Source organism: Elusimicrobiota bacterium, assembly GCA_041660925.1.
GTDB lineage: Bacteria > Elusimicrobiota > Elusimicrobia > UBA1565 > UBA1565 > JBAZUV01.
Genome location: JBAZVI010000002.1, coordinates 401,030 through 418,750, shown reverse-complemented (window position 1 = coordinate 418,750; position 17,721 = coordinate 401,030). Strand labels below are relative to the sequence as shown.

The 17,721-nt window shown below is 69.5% G+C and carries 8 protein-coding genes; 1 reads left to right on the top strand and 7 read right to left on the bottom strand.

Going from position 1 to position 17,721, the window contains the following annotated elements; translation table 11 throughout:
* Positions 1-12: 12 nt before the first annotated feature.
* The gene (locus tag WC969_04470) at positions 13-10,458 is read right to left on the bottom strand and encodes a fibronectin type III domain-containing protein (protein ID MFA6029092.1); all 10,446 of its coding nucleotides are present in this window, start codon (positions 10,456-10,458) and stop codon (positions 13-15) included.
* Positions 10,459-10,570: 112 nt separating this feature from the next.
* The gene (locus WC969_04465) at positions 10,571-10,921 is read right to left on the bottom strand and encodes a hypothetical protein (protein MFA6029091.1); all 351 of its coding nucleotides are present in this window, start codon (positions 10,919-10,921) and stop codon (positions 10,571-10,573) included.
* Positions 10,922-10,943: 22 nt separating this feature from the next.
* Here WC969_04465 and WC969_04460 point away from each other — a divergent pair, with 22 nt between their 5' ends.
* A complete protein-coding gene (locus WC969_04460) occupies positions 10,944-12,125 on the top strand; it encodes an MFS transporter (protein ID MFA6029090.1) in 1,182 nt (393 codons plus the stop codon).
* A gap of 20 nt (positions 12,126-12,145) precedes the next feature.
* Here the strand turns inward: WC969_04460 and WC969_04455 are convergent, their stop codons facing one another.
* The 5 genes from WC969_04455 to WC969_04435 form a co-directional block, all read right to left on the bottom strand.
* Positions 12,146-12,781, bottom strand: a complete 636-nt coding sequence (locus WC969_04455; GenBank protein MFA6029089.1) for a tetratricopeptide repeat protein — start codon at positions 12,779-12,781, stop codon at positions 12,146-12,148.
* Positions 12,778-13,074 carry a hypothetical protein gene (locus WC969_04450; GenBank protein MFA6029088.1) on the bottom strand — a complete coding sequence of 99 codons (297 nt, stop codon included), beginning with the start codon at positions 13,072-13,074 and terminating at the stop codon, positions 12,778-12,780. The genes WC969_04455 and WC969_04450 overlap by 4 nt, the downstream gene beginning before the upstream one ends.
* 164 nt (positions 13,075-13,238) lie before the next feature.
* On the bottom strand, positions 13,239-15,476 hold the full coding sequence (locus WC969_04445) for a hypothetical protein (GenBank protein MFA6029087.1): 2,238 nt from the start codon (positions 15,474-15,476) through the stop codon (positions 13,239-13,241).
* Between the two features lie 118 nt (positions 15,477-15,594).
* Complete coding sequence (locus tag WC969_04440; protein ID MFA6029086.1) at positions 15,595-16,143, bottom strand: M48 family metallopeptidase; 549 nt, start codon at positions 16,141-16,143, stop codon at positions 15,595-15,597.
* A 1-nt stretch (position 16,144) separates the two neighbouring features.
* A complete protein-coding gene (locus tag WC969_04435) occupies positions 16,145-17,674 on the bottom strand; it encodes an amino acid permease (GenBank protein ID MFA6029085.1) in 1,530 nt (509 codons plus the stop codon).
* Between the last annotated feature and the right edge of the window lie 47 nt (positions 17,675-17,721).

The window sequence follows — 17,721 nt, the reverse complement described above, 5'->3', positions numbered from 1 at the left end:
CCCGCGCGCGCGTCACCGGATCACCACCAGGCGGCGGACGACCTTGCTCCCGCCCCCTTCGATGACGGCCAGATAAGTCCCGCTCGCGACGCGGAAGCCCCCGCGCGTCGTCCCGTTCCAGCTCGCGACGCCTCCCGGCGAGGCGCTGCCGCTCCAGACGAACTCCCCCAGGATCGTGAAGATCCGGACCGTGGTCTCGGAGGGAAGGTTGCTGAAGGTGATCTTCGGCGCGTCGAAGGAGCCTCCGGTGTTCTGCTCCCAGGGCAGCGGGAAGATCTGCACCGAGCTCAGCGCGCCCGCCGCCTGCGTGACGAAGGGGGCGAAGCGCGAAAAGTGGCTGGTCTCCGCCGCGGCCGTGCGCGCCTCGAGGTCGACTTTCGTCGGGAGCATCGTCCACTGCCCGCTCTCAGGCACCCAGCGCGCGATGACGATGCTCCGCGGGTCGCTCCCCGACGGGAGGGCGGAGGGGTCGAAGGTCATCGTGACCGTCACGGGCTTGGAGGGCTGCAGGCCCTCGGCGGAGAGCTCGATGCCGTCGCTGCCGATGGAGCGCAGGACGGCCTGGTTGCAGTTCGCCGCGGGCAGGGCGGTGACGGGCGTCGAGTTCACGGTGATCTTCGTCCCGCTCGGGAACGCCCCGGAGGGGACGTCGATCTGGACCGTCGAGATCTGCGGGGTCGGAGGGGTCACGACCAGATGGGTGTCTCCGCCGCCGACCGGGACGGTGGACTCGTAGGCCAGGAAGGTGTGCACCCGTCCCAGCGAGGTCGTGTTCGCGCTCCCGTCCCAGTTGAGCGCGTCGAGCCGCACGAAATAGTCGGTGTCGGGGGTCAGCCCCACGACCGAGAGGGAAGCGACCAGCGGGCTCCGGGTCGAGGACGAGTAGACCGTCGAGCCGAAATCGGAGTTCGGCGAGACCTTGAGGACGTAGCCCTCGCAGGTCGCCGAAGGCGGCGCGGCGGGGAGCGCGGTCCACAGCACCGTGACGCTGCTGGGGCTCACGCCGGCGAGCCGTACCGACGCGGGTGCGGCGGAGAGGGTCGGCAGAGTCCCGAGGGCGACGAGGTCTCCTTCGACGAGCGCGCTGTTGCGGCTGTGGACGCGGAAATAATAGGTGGTGTTCGCCGAGAGGCCGGTGAAGACATAGGGGGAGGAAGCGACCCAGCCCGAGTTCCCGAGCCCCGCCCCGAAGCCCGCGTTCGTCGCCCGCTCCGCGTAGTACTGCGTCCCCGAGGGGTTCCCGGCGGCGTCCCAGGAGACGGAGACCGAGGCGCTGCTCGCGGGTCCGGGGGCGTAGGCGGAAGGGAGCTGGGAGAGGGTCGCGGCGGTCGGAAGGGACGTCGGCGCCGTCTCCACGAGCAGCGAACTGCGCGCGCGAACGCGCAGATAATAGAGGGTGTTGGGCTGGAGCGCGGTGAAGGTCGCGCTCGTCTGGGTGGTCCATTCCGAGGAGTCCAGCCCGTTGATGAAGCCGGCGTCGATCGAGCGCTCGACGAAGTATTCGGTGCCGGCGGGGTTCCCGTTCGCCGACCAGTTCGCCGTCAGCGAGCTGACGGCGACGCTCGTCACGGCCGCGGAGGCCGGAGCCCTGGCGAGCGTGACCGTCGAGTAGACCGCGCTGTAGTAGACGTCGGCCGCGGTCGTGATCTTCACCTTGAAGTAGTAGGGGGTGTTCGAGGTCAGGGCGCCGTAGGCGACGGTCTCCTGGCCGGCGCTGCCCGCCCCGGAGGAGACGGTCGTCGCGAAGGACGGGTCCGTGGAAAGGACCATGAGGGGCGCTTCGTCGAGACTGCCGAGGGTCCAGGAGAGCGTGAGCGAGTTGCTCCCGACCGCCGTGAAGCCGATCCCGCCGGGGGGCGGCGTGTAGGGCGGGAGGGTCGTCACGGAGGGGAGCGCCGTGTAGGCCGTCTCCACCGCGGCGCCGTTTCGGGCTTTGACGCGGACGAAATACCCGGTGGCGGCCGCGAGGCCGGTGAACGGGAAGCTCGTCGCGGAGACCCACCCGGAGGCCGCGACCCCGGTCGTGAAGCCCGCGTCGAGCGCGCGTTCCGCGTAATACTGCGTCGCGGCGGGGTTCCCGTTGGCTCCCCAGTTCGCCGTGAAGGCGTAGGCGCCGACGCCCGAGGGGGACGCAGGAGAGGGTGCGAAGGCCAGGGTCCGGGCCGAAGGCAGCGCGGTCGCCGGCCCGGCCACGCTGACGGAGTTGCGCGAGCGGACCCGGAGGTAGTAGAGCGTGTCCGGAGACAGCGAGGAGAAATCCGCGGTCAAGGCGGCGACCCAGCCGGAATCGGCGACGACGCTCGTGAAGCCGGCGTCGAGGGAGGCCTCGGCCAGATAGGAGGTTCCGCCCGGGTTCCCGTTGGCGAGCCAGTTGGCGGTGACGGCGCTGGGAGAGGCGACGACGCTCGCGGCGGAGAGCGGCGAGAAGGTGAGCGTGACCACGGTGTTCATCGGGACCACGATGGACTCCGTCCCCGCGCCGTTGCGGGCGCGGACGCGGAAGTAATGCGGCGTGTTCGCCGCGAGGCCGCCGAAGGTGAAGGAGGAGGCCGCCACCCAGCCGGAGTTCCCGAGGCCCGTCGTGAAGCCGGCGTTCGTCGCCCGCTCGGCGTAGTAGCGCGTCCACTCCGGGTTCCCGTTGGTCTGCCAGTTCACGGTGATGGAGTCCGAGGCCACCCCGGTGGCCGCGTCGGCGACGGGCTCGTTGACGCGGGTCTGGGTCGTCGGGAGGACGGTCCAGGAGGTCGGCGTCCCCGCGAAGTTCCGCGCGCGGGCGCGGAAGTAATAGGTCGTGTCCGGGGAGAGGGTCCCGAAGGAGCAGGTGTACGCCGAGGTCCAGCCCGAGTTCCCGAGTCCCGTCGTGAACGCGGGGTCGGTCGCGCGCTCCGCGTAGAACAGGGTCGAGAGGGGGTTCCCGTTCGCGGTCCAGTTGGCGGCGACGACGCTGGAGGTGACTCCCGAGGGGGCGGCGGAGAGCGGGACCTGGGCCTGCGTCATCGTGCTGTAGGTCGCGCTGTAATAGTAGTCGGCGGCGGTGGAGACCTTCACCTTGAAGAAGTAGGTCGTGTTGGGGGCCAGCGACGCGTACGAGACGCTCTGCTGCCCGACTCCGCCGGTCCCCGATGAGACGGTGGGGAAGAACGAGGAGTTCACCGAGAGGGCCATGAGCGGACTCTCGTTGAGGCTTTCGAGGACCCAGGATGCCGTCAGAGAGGTCGGTCCGATGCCCGAGAAGGCGATGGAGGTCGGGGCGGGAGACTCGGGCGGCATGGTCGTCGCGGATGGCAGGGAGACGACGGCCGACTCGGCCGCGGCGGCGTTCCGGGCGCGGACGCGGAAGTAATAGAGAGTGTTGGGGGTCAGCCCCGAGAACGACCAGAGGAGCGCCGTGGTCCAGCCGGAATCCGCCAGGCCGGTCGTGAAGCCGGGGTTGGTCGCGCGCTCGGCCAGGTATTCGGTGCCGCCGGGGTTCGCGTTCGCGGTCCAGGCGACGACGACGCTCATGGAGGCCACGCTCACGGGCGACGCGGAGCCCGGGACGTCCGGCAGCGTCGTCACACCGGGCAGCGCGGTCGTCGCGGTGGAGGCCTTCGACGCGTTGCGTGCGCGCACGCGGAAATAGCGTGCGCTGTTGGGCGTGAACCCGCTGAACGCGTAGCCGAGGGCGGAGGTCCAGCCCGAGCCCGTGACTCCCGAGGTGAAGCCGGCGTCGGACGCCGCCTCCGCGTAGTATTCCGTGCCGGCCGGGTTGCCGTTGGCGAGCCAGTTCGCGGTGACGGCGTTCGCGCTCACCCCCGAGGGGGCGGCGCTCGCCGGGACGCCCGCGAGGGTGATCGTGGAGACCACGGGGCTGTAGAACGCGTCGGAGGCGGTCGAGACCTTGAGCTTGAACCAGTAGGTCGTGTTGGGGCTCAGCGTGAGGTAGGTCGCGGCGCTCTGCCCGACGCTCCCGAGGGCGGAGGAGACCGTCGTCGAGAAATCGGACACGGCGGAGAGCGCCAGCAGCGGGGTCTGGTTCGAGTTCTCCAGCGTCCACCCCGCCGTAAGCGCCGTGGTCGTCAGGCCGCTGAAGGCGATGTTCGAGGGCGGGCGGGTGTCCGCGGGGAGGGTGAGCTTCCAGGGGAGCGCGGTGTAGGCGGTCGGCGTCCCGCCGGAGTTCCTCGCCCGGACCCGGAAATAGTAGGTCGTGGAGCAGGCGAGACCCCCCAGGTCGGCGCCGAGCGCGCTCGTCCAGCCGGAGGCGCCCAGGTCGGTCGTGAAGCCGGAGTCGAGCGCCCGCTCGGCGTAGTACTCCGTGCCCGCCGGGTTCCCGTTGTTGCCCCAAAGGGCGCTCACGGAGAAGGAGCTCACGCTCGAGGGCTCGGAGGAGACGGGCGGGTTCGCGAAGGTCACCGTGCTCGCAAGGGCCGTCGGCGCGGTCGAGGTGCGCGAGACGTTCCTCGCCCGGACCCGGAAGTAGTACGCCGTGTTCGGCAGGAGGCCCGAGAACTTCTGCGAGGAGGCGACGAACCAGCCGTAGCTCATGAGCCCGTCGACGAAGCCGGCGTCGAGCGCCCGCTCGGCGGAGTACTCGGTCCAGGCCGGGTTGCCGTTGCCCGTCCAATTCGCCGTGACCGAGCTCTCCGTGACGGCGGTCGGGAGCGCCGCGAGCGGAGCGACGGCGAGGGTATGGGTCGAATAGGCGCCGCTGTAGCAGAGGTCCTCGGCGGTGGAGACCTTCACCTTGAAGAAGTAGGTCGTGTCGGGCGTAAGAGACGAGAAGCTCGTCGTCGTCTGCCCGGCGGAGCCGGTGGCCGACGAGAGGGGGGACGCGAACGCGGGGTCCGCGGCGAAGACCATCAACGGACTCTGCGCGGGGTAGGCGAGGTCCCACGCCAGCGCGGCCGAGGCGGAGCCGACCGCCGAGTAGCGGATGTTCGCGGGGGGCGGCGTCGTCGGGTCGAGCGTCGTGGCGGAGGGGAGCCCGACGGCGGCGGTGGTCGTGCCGCTCTTGCTGCGGCCCGTGACCTGGAAGAAGTACTGGGTGTTCTGCTGGAGCCCGGTGAAGGCGTAGCTGTTGGCCGCGACCCAGCCCGAGTTCTGGTGGTCGGTCGTGAAGCCCGCGTCGCGCGCCCGCTCGACGTAGTATTCCGTGTCCGAGGGGTTCCCGTTCGGGGTCCAGTTCGCGACGATCGCGTCGCCCGTGATCCCGGAGGGGGCCGCCGAGACCGGGGGGTTGGCGAGCGTGGAGGTGCCGGGGAGGGCGATCGGACCCATCTCGAGGAGGGCGGAGTTCCGGGAGCGGACGCGGAAGTAATAAGGAGTGTTCACCGAGAGCCCGGCAAAGGGGTGGTTCGTCGAGGTCGTCCAGCCTGAGTTCGCGAGGCCGGTCGTGAAGCCCGCGTCGAGCGAACGCTCCGCGTAGTACTCGGTCCCTCCCGGGTTCCCGTTGTCGCTCCAGTTCGCGGTCACCGCGGCCGCGCCGATGGCGCTGGGAGCGCCGGGGGCCGGGGGTTGGGAGGCGCTCAGGATGTCGGAGAGGTCCGTCGGAGTCCCCGCCGTCCCGCTGCGGCTGCGGGAGCGGACGCGCAGATGGTAGAGGGTGTTCGGCGTCAAACCCGTGAAGTCGAAGGTCAGCGCCGTCGTCCACCCGGAATTCCCGAGACCCGCGGTGTAGCCCAGGTCCGTGGCCCGCTCGGCGTAGTATTCGGTGCCGTCGGGGTTCCCGTTGGCCCCCCAGCGGACCGTCGTCGACGTCCCGTAGACGGAAGGCGCAGCCGAGTCCGGCGCGTTGGCGAGCGTCGAGACGGCGGCGAGGGAGACCGGATCCCCGGAGGTCCTCTCCGAGTTCCGGGAACGGACGCGGAAGTGATAGGTGGTGTTCACGGAGAGCGTCCCGAAGGCGAAGGAGGTCGCGGTCGTCCAGCCCGAGTCGGACAGACCGTCGCCGAAGCCCGCGTCGAGCGCGCGTTCGGCGAGGTACTCGGTTCCGGCGGGGTTGGCGCCGCCGCCCCAGTTCGCGGTGATGGCCGTCGTGCCGATCCCCGAGAGGGCGAGAGGCGTCGGGTCCTGCGCGCGCGTCAGGGCGCGGGGGAGGTCGACGACGGCGGTGGGCGAGCGCGCGGCGTTGCGGGCCCGGACCCTCAGGTAATAGGTGGCGTTCGGGGCGAGCCCGGCGAAGTCCTGGGAGAGCGCCGCGACCCAGCCGGAGTCCGCGAGCCCGGTCGTGAAGCCGGCGTCCGTCGCGCGTTCGGCGAAGTATTCGGTGCCGGCGGCGTTCCCGTTGTCGCCCCAGCGAACGGTCATCGAGGTCGCGAACACGTCGGGCGCCTGCGCGAGCGGCGCGAGGGCGAGGGTGACCGTGCTGCCGAGGACCACCGGCTCGCCCTCCAGGGCCGCCGTGTTGCGGACGCGGACCTGGAAGTACTGGGTCGAGTTCGGGACGAGGCCCGTGAAGTGGAAGCTCGGGGCGGCGACCCAGCCGGAGGACGCGAAGGCCCCCACCCCCGAGAGGGTCTCCGCCAGGTACTCGGTCGTCGGCGCGTTCCCTGCCGTGCCCCAGTGCGCGACGACCTCGGACTCGGTGACTCCGTCGAGCGGCAGGGGGGTCGGCTGGTTGGGGAGCGTGTAGACGCTCGGAAGCTCGACCCCTTCGAACGTCCGCCCGCTCCAGTTTCGCCCGCCGACGCGGAAGAAGTACTGCCGGTCGGGGTCGAGCCCTTCGAAGGTGTAGTTGTCGGAGGTGATGATCCCCGAGTTCTGGAGGTCCTGCGTGAATTCGGCGTCGCTGGCGCACTCCGCGAAGAACTCGGTGCCGGGGGGGTTGTCCAGGGGGTCCCAGGACGCGGTGACCGAGGTGATGAAGACCCAGGGCGTGAGCGGAGCCGGCGGCTGCACGGGAGTGACCCCGAGGGGGAGGTCGGCGGGCGCGGTGATGCTCCCGGCGGAGTTGCGCGCGCGGACGCGGAAGTAGAAGGTGGTGTTCGGCGGGAGCCCGTCGAAGGCGCAGAATAGGTCGGGTTGGGGATCCGAGTCGTAGAGGTTCTCGGTGAAGGCTTGGTCCGTGGCCAGCTCGGCGTAGTATTCGGTGCCGGCCGGGTTCCCGTTCGCGCTCCAGTTCACCGTGACGGAGGACTCGTCGATGACCGTCGCCCCGGCGAGCGGGACGGCGGCCAGGGTCACGGTGCTGGGGAGCAGCGTCCCTTCGCTCTCGACGGAGTCGGCGTTGCGGGCCTTGACCCGGAAATAGTACGGGGTGTTCGGGATCAGTGAGCCGAACGCCCCGGTGAGCGCGGCGAGCCAGCCCGTGTTCGCAAGGCCGGTGTTGAAGCCGGGGTCGAGCGCGCTCTCCGCGTTGTATTGCGTCCCGCCGGGGTTCCCGTTGGCGAGCCAGTTCGCGCTCGCGCCGTTCGGGCCCACCCCGCTCGGTTCGGCGGAGCTCGGCGGGTACGCGAGCGTGGCGCGTGTCGGCAGCGAGGTCGGTGCGGTCGCGGTGCGCGCCGCGTTTCGCGCCCGGACGCGGAGGTAGTACGGGACGTTCGCCGAAAGGCCGATGAAGTCGCAGGAGAGCGCCGTCGTCCAGCCCGAGTTCCCCAGATTCGCGGTGAAGCCCGCGTCCGTGGCGCGCTCCGCGTAGTACTCGGTGCCGGCGGGGTTCCCGTTGTCCGACCAGGAAGCCGCGACCGAACTGATTCCCAGCGCGACGGAGCCCGCGGAGGCGGGGGGGAGCGCGCGGGTGACGGTCGTGTAGACCGCGCTGAAGTTCTCGTCGGAGGCGGTGGAGACCTTCACTTTGAAATAGTAGGTCGCGTTCGGAGAGAGGGAGTTGTAGGTCACGGTCTGCTGGCCGACAGCCCCGGTGCCCGAAGAGACGGTGGTCGCGAAGTCCGCGGCCCGCGAGAGGACCATGAGCGGGGTCTCCGCGAGGTTCTCGAGCGACCAGGTCAGTGTCGCCGCGTTGTCGCTGACGGAGGTGTAGGTGATCGCCGTCGGAGGAGCGGTGTAGGTCCCGATCGTGTTCGCGGTGGGCAGGTTCACCGTCGAGGTGGGGACTCCGGCGCCGTTGCGGCCCGTGATCCGGAAGTAATAGAGGTGCGCGGCGAGGAGTCCGGTGAAGGTGGCGCTGTTGCCGGTGACCCATCCCGAGTTCACGAGGTCGGTCGTGAAGCCCGCGTCGGTCGCCGCCTCGAGGTAGTACTCCGTGCCGCCGGGATTGCCGCTGACGCCCCAGTTGCAGGTGACGGCGTGGTCCGTGATGCCGGAGGGCGCGGAACTCGTCGGTGCCGCGGCCAGCGTCCACTTCGTCAGAGGCGCTGCGGCGCGGGTCTGCGCGGTGTTCGCGTGCTGGACGTAGACGGAGTACTGCGTATTCTGAGTCAGCCCCGTCTGGTTCCAGCTGCCGATCGTGTAGCCCAGCGTGCCCGAGAGGTCGGCGTCGTCGGATGCGCGGCGCACGCGCGAGTACGTGTGGTTGGTGACGTTGGCGAGCCAGTACCAGTTGATGTTCGTCAGTCCCGCCGTCGTGGCGGCCCCGTCCATCGTGGGGAGGCCGTTGGGGGGAGGCGTTCCGAGGAGCTTCCCATAGCCCCAGACGTTGTTGGGGGCCGAGCCCACGGCCGCGTCGGCGCGGGCGGTCCCTTGGAGGAGGGTCTTGATCTCGGCGACGGTGATGGCCGGGTTCGCCTGGAGCACGAGCGCCACCGCACCCACCACCACCGGGGTCGCCATGCTCGTGCCCTGCATGTCGCGGTGGCGGCGGTCGTAGCTCACCCAGGTGTTGGAGGCGGTGTAGGTCGTCGTCGACAGGGAGGCGACGAGACCGTAGCCCGGGGCGCTGATCAGCGGCTTCATGCGGCCGTCGCGGGTGGGACCCACGCTGCTGAAGTCGGCCATGAGCCCGAGATCGCTCGCCGTGTAGCCGTTGTAGCAGTAGGTCGCGCCGTCCTGCGCACGCCAGCAGCGCTTCGTCCGGTATGCGCCGACCGCGATGACGTTGTTCGCCGTGGCCGGCTCCGCGATGTCCATCACGTAGTCCCGATGAGAGGTGAAGCTCGAGGTGTTCGTCGAGAAGCCGTCGACCCTCCCCGTGGCTCCCGAGGCCGTACGGGTGAAGACGAAGGTCGCCCCGGTCGGGGTGATGCTCGGGTTCTGGGAGAGCTGGACGATGATGGACTTGTCGTTGACGGGGTGCCCGGAGTTGGTCGCGTTGTAGATCGCGATGCTCGTCGAGCCGAGGGTGCTGGTGGTGTTCGTCCCCGCGGTCGCGATGATGCTGCCCGGCACGCCGGTGAGCGAGACTTCGATGCTGTAGGCGTCGCCGTTGGGATGCCAGAACTGGTAGTAGTCGAAGCTCGCGCCGGCCGAGAGGGAGACGGTGACGGTCGTCGAGGCCGTCGCGCTGAAGTTGAGCAGGGCGTGGGTGTTCTTGTTGTGGTCGTTGCCCATCGCGACGACGACCGGGGTGCTCGCGCCGACCGAGGCCACGGCCATGTCGAGGGCGCCTGTGCCGTCGTGGGGTCCGTACTGCCCTCCGAGGCTGAGGTTGATGACGCATCGCTTCCCGAGGCTGCGGGCGCGGGCCACGATGTAGTTGACTCCGTCTGCGACCTGCGAGGAACCGAGGTTGGACTTCACCATGATGATGTCCGCCCCCGGGGCCATGCCGGTGTAGGTCCCGGCGGGCTCGTTGCCGTTGGTGTCCGTCCCGTCTCCGGCGATGGTGCCGCTCACATGGGTCCCGTGCCCGTTGGTGTCCGCCTCCCGCACGCCGTTGGGGGGGTAGTAGCCGCTCGTCAGCGCGGCGTCGATGTTGGCTTTCGTCCACTCCGAACCGTAGGCGTAGCCGCTCGGGTTGGGGCCGACCGCGTCGGTCTGGTCCCAGATGTACTGGATGCGCGAGGCATGCGTGCCGTCGACGTAGAAGTCCTTGTGCGACCAGTCGATGCCGGTGTCGACGATCCCGACGACGACGCCGGTGCCGTCCACTCCGTTGACCTCCCGGGTGCTCTGCATGACGCCCATGGTGTAGGAGCCGTAGGTCCAACTGGTCTTGACGACGTCCATCATCGGCTCGAGGAAGACGCTGGGCTCGATGGCCGCGACGTCGGGGTCGTTCTCGAGCTCGTCGAGGAGGTCCATGGGGAGGGTCGCCGTCACGATGCGGTCCTCGTGCCCGCGTGCCTCGGTCTCGCTGTGGAAGCGCATGCGGCCATGCGAACGCTGCAGGTCCGATTTGCGGCGGGCGCCCCCGCGCAGGCGGATGAGCACGTCCACCGTAGGGGTCGCGGCGTCGGGGTCGAGGGAGAAGAGCTTCCGCAGCGCGCGGCGCTGCTCCCTGTTCGCGCCCTTCAGGAAGTGGAGGGTGGCGTCGCCCTTGCGGGGCGCGGCGGCCGCGGGGGCGGCGGCGTAGGGCAGGAGGAGAAGCCCGAGGAGGGGTATCAGAAGGGAAACACGCGTGCGGGCGCGCGCGTACGGGAACATAGGCAAAGTGTAGGGCCGGGGAGAGAAGTATTCAATGCCCTAATTGTTACGGAAGAGGGGGGCCTCCCCGACGGGAGGTCCTCACCGGTTGGGGAGAACCGGGTACAGCGCCTTATTTAATAGAGACGGGATCCCCGGCAGGGAGCCCCGGGCCGAGCACTTCGCGTCCGACGATGAGGTTCTCGGTGTGACTGCTCCGTCGGGCGGAGGTCCAGCGGGAGAGGGCCATGGGGAGCGCGAAGAGGAGCGTGAAGGCCGCCAGGGCGAGGTCCCGGCGCCGGCGCACGGACGCGAGATAGAGCGCCAGGGTCCAGGGAGGCAGGATGAGCAGGCCGGCGGCCCAGGCCCAGAGCGCGCAGGGGAACTCCCGGCGGCCGCGGGCGAGCAGGAGCAGCCCCAGGACGCCGGAGAAGGCCCAGCAGGAGAGGAACAGCAGGGAGACGAGCAGTTCGAGCCGCTGCATTCCCGTATGATACACTTTCGCGATGAAAGGCGTGGGTCGGAACGTCTGGGCGCTGGGCATCGTGAGCGGTCTCACCGACATCTCCAGCGAGATGCTCTACCCGATCGTGCCGATCTTCCTGACGAGCGAGCTCGGCGCGCCGATGGCGGTGGTCGGCCTCATCGAGGGGACGGCCGAGGCCACGGCGAGCGTTCTGAAGATCGCGGGCGGCCGGCTCTCGGACCGTTGGCGGCGCCGCAAGCTCTTCGTCCTGACCGGCTACGGGCTCTCGGCCCTGAGCAAGCCGCTCATGGCCCTCGCGACGGCCTGGACCTGCGTGCTCTTCACGCGCTTCGTCGACCGCGTCGGCAAGGGCATCCGGGTCGGCCCGAGAGACGCGCTGATCGCCGACGCCTGCGACGCGGAGCATCGCGGCCTGGCCTTCGGCTTCCACCGGGCGATGGACACCGCCGGCGCCGCCCTCGGCCCCCTGCTCGCGCTCGCGCTCATGCACTTCTGGGGCATGAGCTATCGGGGGCTCTTCTTCACCGCTTTCATCCCCGGCGCTCTCGGCGTGCTGGTCCTTGCCGCCTTCGTCCGCGAGACGCCTCCGGCGCTCCGCGCCGAAGACGCCTCTCCGAGAGCGAGCGGGGCGCTCGCTGCGCTCTCCCCGGGCTTCAAGCGCTTCCTCGCCGTGTACGGGCTCTTCGCCCTCTGCAACAGCAGCGACGTCTTCCTGCTGCTGCGCATGAAGGGGGGCGGCTTCGGCACGGAGGAGGTTCTCCTCGCCTACGTCGCCTACAACGTCGTCTACGCCCTTCTCGCGGCGCCCGCCGGGCGGCTCTCCGACCGCCTCGGCCGGCCGAAGACGCTCGCTCTGGGGCTCGCGGTCTTCGCCGCGGTCTATCTGGGCTTCGCGCTGACGCACTCGCGCGCGGCCCTCTGGTCGTTCTGGATGCTCTACGGGCTCTACGGGGCCCTGACCGAAGGAGTCGGCAAGGCGTTCGTCGCCGACCTCACTCCCTCGGAGACGAGGGCCTCGGCGATGGGGGTCTTTCAGGGCGCCGGCGGCCTTCTGGCGTTCGGGGCGAGCGCCTCCGCGGGCCTCTTATGGACCCATGTATCCCCGGCCGCGCCGTTCCTCATGGGAGCCGCCGGCGCCGGCCTCTCCGCCGTTCTCTTCCTGATGTGGGGTCGGGAATCCCTCAGGGATTCCCGCGCGTAAGGATAAGATCCCGGAGTCGCTTATTTCCGAGGCCGGGAATCTTTCTGGGATTCCCGGCTTTTGAGGGACGCGAGGCGACCCTCGATGCGGGCGATGTCGGCTTTGCGGGGGGTGCGGCGGAGGATGCCGAGGTACTCCTCGAGCAGGCCGGAGAGACGGGGGCTGTCCGGCCCCCAGGTCTCTCCCTCGATGGAGAGGGCCTGCTCGTAGTAGGCGATGGACTGCGCCAGCTTGCGGTCCAGAGCGCTGATCCTTGCGAGCCGCTCCGCGGCATAGGCGACCTCGAGGACGCGGGGACCTTTGACCGTGGCGATGATGCGCGCGGACTTGAGCCCCATCTTCTCGGCGTCCTCGTAGAGCCCCTGCGAGGCCAGACTGCGCGAGAGACCGTCGAGCGCCTCCGCCAGACGCAGGTCGTCGGGCGCAAGGACCTCGTCGTAGACCTCGAGCGCGCGGATGTAGACCGCGATGGCGTCCTTGTCGCGGCCCTGCGCGCGCAGGGCGTCGGCCTGCGCGGCGAGCCGCTCCCCGTCCTTCGGGTCGGCCGGCTTCTTCTGCGGGGCCGTCGTCCCGGCCCGCACGGGCGCCTTCGTCGGGGGCGCGGCGAAAGAGGCCGCGGGCAGGAAGAGGGAGAGCAGCGCCGCGGCGGCGTTCATGCGAGGTCGAAGAGCTTCTCGAGCGCGAGTTGGGCTTCCATGAGCTTCATGCCGTCCAGACGGCGCCCGAATTCTAGCTCAATCGCGAGGCCCGATGCGAGATGGTCCGCGTCCTTCTCCTTCGCGCGGACCATCAGCGGCGCCAGCGCCGCGGCGGCCACCGAGAGGGTCCCGTCGCCCAGGGCGTCGACGAGTCCTTTGAGCGCCTCCTTCGTTCCCAGGCGGCCCAGGGCCGCCGCCGCGGCACGGCGCTCGGAGGCCGCCGCGTCGACGAGGGGGGCGTTCCCGTCCACGATGCTGAGCGTCGAATAGGGGAGCGTCCCCAGGACCTTCCGGGCGGACTCTCCGGTGAGAGACGCGTCGCCGGTTCGAACGAGGCGCGGGTTCTTCAGGACGCGCAGGAGGCCGGCGACATCGCCGGCCTCCTCGAGCGCGCGGACCGCGTCGGCCTCCGCGCTCAGGACTTGGCCTCCGGGGAGGTCCCTTCGGTCGTCGAGCCGCCCCGCCGCTGCTCCTTGCTGAAGAAGAGCCAGGGCGCCGCGAGGCGCACGGCGGCGAGGACGGTGGTGGCGATGGCGGCGATGTAGAGCGAGGTCGAGACGGAGATGCCGTTGAGGACGAAGCCGTAGAGGTAGGTCGAGACGATGGCCGCGATGATGCCCATGAAGGACTCCGCCGCGAGCACCTTGTTGACGTTCTTCGACTCGAGTCCTCCGAGGGTCTTCTGGTGCAGGCCGGAGACCACGAGGGTCCCGAAGCTCGTGACGAGCGTCTGCAGGCCGTAGAGGACGAGGACGGCCCAGGGAGAGGTCGTCGAGACCATCAGCCAGAAGAGCGGGGCCTCGAGCACGGCGAGGAGGTAGAACGGGATGGTCAGCGACTCCTCGGTCTTGAAGCCCATCTTGACGAAGAGCTTGCGCAGGGGCTCGGCGAGGGCCGTGGCCACGATGCTGCCGATGCTCGAGAAGACCACGAGCAGGCTGTAATAGCCCATCGGAGTCGACATCAAGCTCTTGAGGAACCAGCCCAGGCCGGGGATGTCCATCAGGAAGCCGATGGCCGGGCTCTTGGAGAGCACGTTCTCGACGAACTCCGGCAGGATGTTGAAGATCAGCGGGTCGGAGAAGAGCGAACTGATCAGCGACATCCCCATCATCGTGGCGAGGAAGCGGTTCTTGAGGATGAGCTTCACGCCGTCCTTGACCGAGGCGAGCACCTCGAGGAGGAGCCCCTTGGCCGAGAAGGCCTTCTTCTCCGCGGGGGCCGCGGCGGCGTCGCCGGACGCTTCTCCCGACTTCCCGTTGAAGATGCGGATGGTGGAGAAGACCATCGCGGTGACGGCCGTGGCGAGGGCGTAGACGCTGTAGATGACGGCGCCCCCGATGCCGGTCTTCCCGAACATGTCGGGGATCTTGGCGAACTGGGCGGCGATGGCCGGGGCGATGATGGCGATCGTCGAGACCGTGAAGGTGAGGATGGAGTTGGCCTTCAGGCGCTCACCGGCGGTGACGCTCTTGTCGCCGAAGAGCTTCGCCATCGACGCGCTCTCCATCGTGACGGAGATGCCCTGGACGAAGGACTGCAGGCCGATGAGGATGAACAGGGTCGCGAGCGCGACGGGCGTGCTCATGATCCCCGAGGCGAAGAAGAGCGCCGGGATGCCCGCGAGGATGACGGTCCGGACGAGGAGGGAGCGGACGAGGATCTTCCCCGGCTGATCGTGGCGGTCGACGAGGGGGGAGATCGGGTAGGAGAAGGCGGCCGCGACCCAGTGCGCGATGCGCGAGAAGCTCCGGTTCTCGCGGATGAGGGTCTTGAGCGCCTCGGCGTTCGCCATGCGCTGGTCGTTGTTCTCCTTCAGGGTGTTCTTCGTGAAGGCGGAGATGAGGAAGGGCACGCCCACGATGTACATCTCGTAGCCGAAGAGGAAGGCGGCGTAGCCCATGAGATAGCGCCAGAAGGACTTGTTGCGCTCGCCGTCCTTGAAGACCTGCCCGAAGGGGGTCTTCTCCGCAGGAGCGGGGGTCTCGGCGGCCGCAGGCGCCTCCTCGGCGCCGCGGCTGCGGCCCAGGAGGGAGCGGAACTTCCCGCCGAGGGAGGAGGAGACGGAGGCGGCGCGCAGTCCGTTCTCCGCTCGCGCCGTCCCTTCGACGCTCAGGCCCGTCGAAGGGACGGGGTCGGCGACGGCGTTCCCGGCGCGGACCTGCTCTCCCGTAAGAAGGGAGAACTGCTTCGTCGCCGCGGAACCGGCGGCGTCGGAGCCCATGCGCTCGACGCCTTCGACGGCCTTGGCCGTCTCGGCCGCGAGGGGAGCGACGGACTTTTCAAGATAGGACGCGGGAGTCTTCGCCTGGACGACGGCGGTCTGGGCCGAGGTAGCCGCCAGGCTCGTGAGGACGGCGGCGTTCGCGGATGTCCCAGGGACGGCGATGACGGTCGAAGCGGCGCTCCCCGGCCGGCTCAGGGCGGGGGAGGCGCTCAGCGTGGGCAGCGCGGTCTGGAGGTTCTGGAGGGTGCTCGAAGGGAGGGCGAGCGTACGTCCGACCTGGAGGCCGCCGACGAGGGCGGCGGACTGGACGGGGACGGTCTGGACCGTGATCGGAGTCGTCCGGGCAGCCTGGAACTGGGCGAAAGTGGGCTGGACTCCGAGTGCGTATACGAGAGAGACCGCGATGAGCCGGTTCAGGGTCTTCATGCCTTTATTAAAGCCCGCGGACCCGTCCGACGCCTGAACCCTAAGGCCCTCCTTGGATGAGTAATGGGCCTAAGCGGGAATAGGCCCTAATGCTTAGAGGAAGGTGAGAAAGGGGAATCTATGGATCTAATGGGGCGGGCCCGACGGCGCAGACTTTGCGGAGCTCCGCGGAGTGATCCTTGAGCCAGCGGCGGCGGAGCTTGTGCTCGGGGCAGTGCCCGTTGACGAGGTGCCAGAACTTCTTGGAATGATTGAGTTCGAGGATGTGGCAGAGCTCGTGGATGACGACGTAGTCGAGCACCTCGGGGGGGGCGAGAACGAGCCGCCAGTTGAAGCTCAGGTGCCCCTTGGCGGAGCAGGAGCCCCACAGGGTCCGCTGGTCCTTGATGGAGACCCGCCGGCAGCGCACGCCGACGACGCGGGCGAAGTGCTCGACGCGGGCGCAGATGACCGCGCGGGCCTTCGCCGGGTCGCCCTCGGGCCAGAGCATCTCCTGGGCGGGCGCCTCCGGGACCGGCGCGGGGAGCGCGGTCTTCGCCTTGGGCTTCTCCTCGTAGAGTTCGGGATGGACGCGGTGGAGGTCGTCGATGAAATGCTGGACGTCCTTGAGGACCCCGTCCGGGCGCTCCGTCAGGGGGAGCTGGGGCTGTTTGGGGTCCCCCGCCATCTCAGGCCTCTTCGCCGGCCACGGCGGGCGGCTCGTCCGAGGGGACCGTGCGGAGTTTGGCGAGCACGCTGTGGTGGCGGCTGTAGCCGAAGTAGACGATGAAGCCGAGGCCCAGCCAGACGAGGAGGCGCAGCCAGTTCTCGGCCGGGAGGGAGAACATGAGGAGCAGGCAGACGGCGATGCCGAGCAGGGGCACGAGCGGCACGAAGGGACAGCGGAACGGGCGCGGCGCGTTCGGGTGCGTCCGGCGCATGATGAGCACGGCCGCGCAGACGATGACGAACGCCAGCAGCGTCCCGATGTTGACGAGCTCGGCGAGGATGCGCAGCGGCACGAGCGCCGAGAGGAGCGCGACGACGCAGCCGGTCAGGATGGTGGATTTCCAGGGCGTACGGTAGACGGGGTGCACCGCCCCGAAGATCGAGGCGGGGACCATCCCGTCGCGCGCCATGGCGAGGAACACGCGCGGCTGGCTGAGCATGAGGACCAGGAGCACCGAGGTGATCCCGGCGATGGCTCCCAGGGCGATGATGAACTGCGCCCACGGCAGGCCCACCTGGGCGAAGGCGTCGGAGACGGGGGCGTCGATGTTGATCTTGTCGTAGGGGACCATCCCCGTCAGCACCGCGGAGACGGCGATGTAGAGTACGGTGCAGACGATCAGCGAGGCGATGATCCCGATGGGGACGTCGCGCTGGGGGTTGACCGCCTCCTCGGAGTGCGTGGAGACCGAGTCGAAGCCGATGTAGGCGAAGAAGATCATCGAGGCGCCGGCGAGCATGCCGAGCGGCTCCCCGCCGGTCCCGGTCTGCCCGAGGAGCGTGTGCCCGAAGAAGCTCACCCCGGTGAAGCCGAAGGGCGAGAAGGGGTGCCAGTTGCGCGGGTCGACGTAGAAGGCGCCGACCGCGATGACGAAGAGGACGATGGCGACCTTGACCACCACCATCGCCGTGTTGACGCTCGCGCTCTCCTTGATCCCTTTGACGAGGATGTAGGTGACGACGGCGGCGATGAGGATCGCGGGAAGGTCGAAGAGCGTCCCGGTCGCCACGAGCCGGCCGACGTCGGGGTTGTAGTCGAACGGGGCGCGGGAGAGCGCCGTCGGGATGTGGAGGCCGAAGATGCCGATGAAGCTCTGGAAATAGGCCGACCAGCCGTGGGCGACGCTGGCGGACGCCACGGTGTACTCCAGGACGAGGTCCCAGCCGATGATCCAGGCGAAGAGCTCCCCGAGCGTCGCGTAGGCGTAGGTGTAGGCGGAACCGGCGACCGGGACCATCGCGGCGAACTCCGCGTAGCAGAGGGCGGCGAGGATGCACGCGAAGCCGGCGACCACGAAGGAGAGGATGAGGGCGGGACCCGCCTTGTCGTGGGCGGCCACGCCGGTCAGCACGAAGATGCCGGTGCCGATGATGCAGCCGATGCCCAGACTCGAGAGCTGCATGGGGCCGAGGACGCGGCGCAGGCGATGCTCGCCTTCCATCTCCTCCATGAGCAGGCTCAGGGGCTTGCGCGCGAAGATGTTTTTCATGCCGCTATACTATAAAAATTCCGGCGCTCGGAGACGGCGAGTGCGGG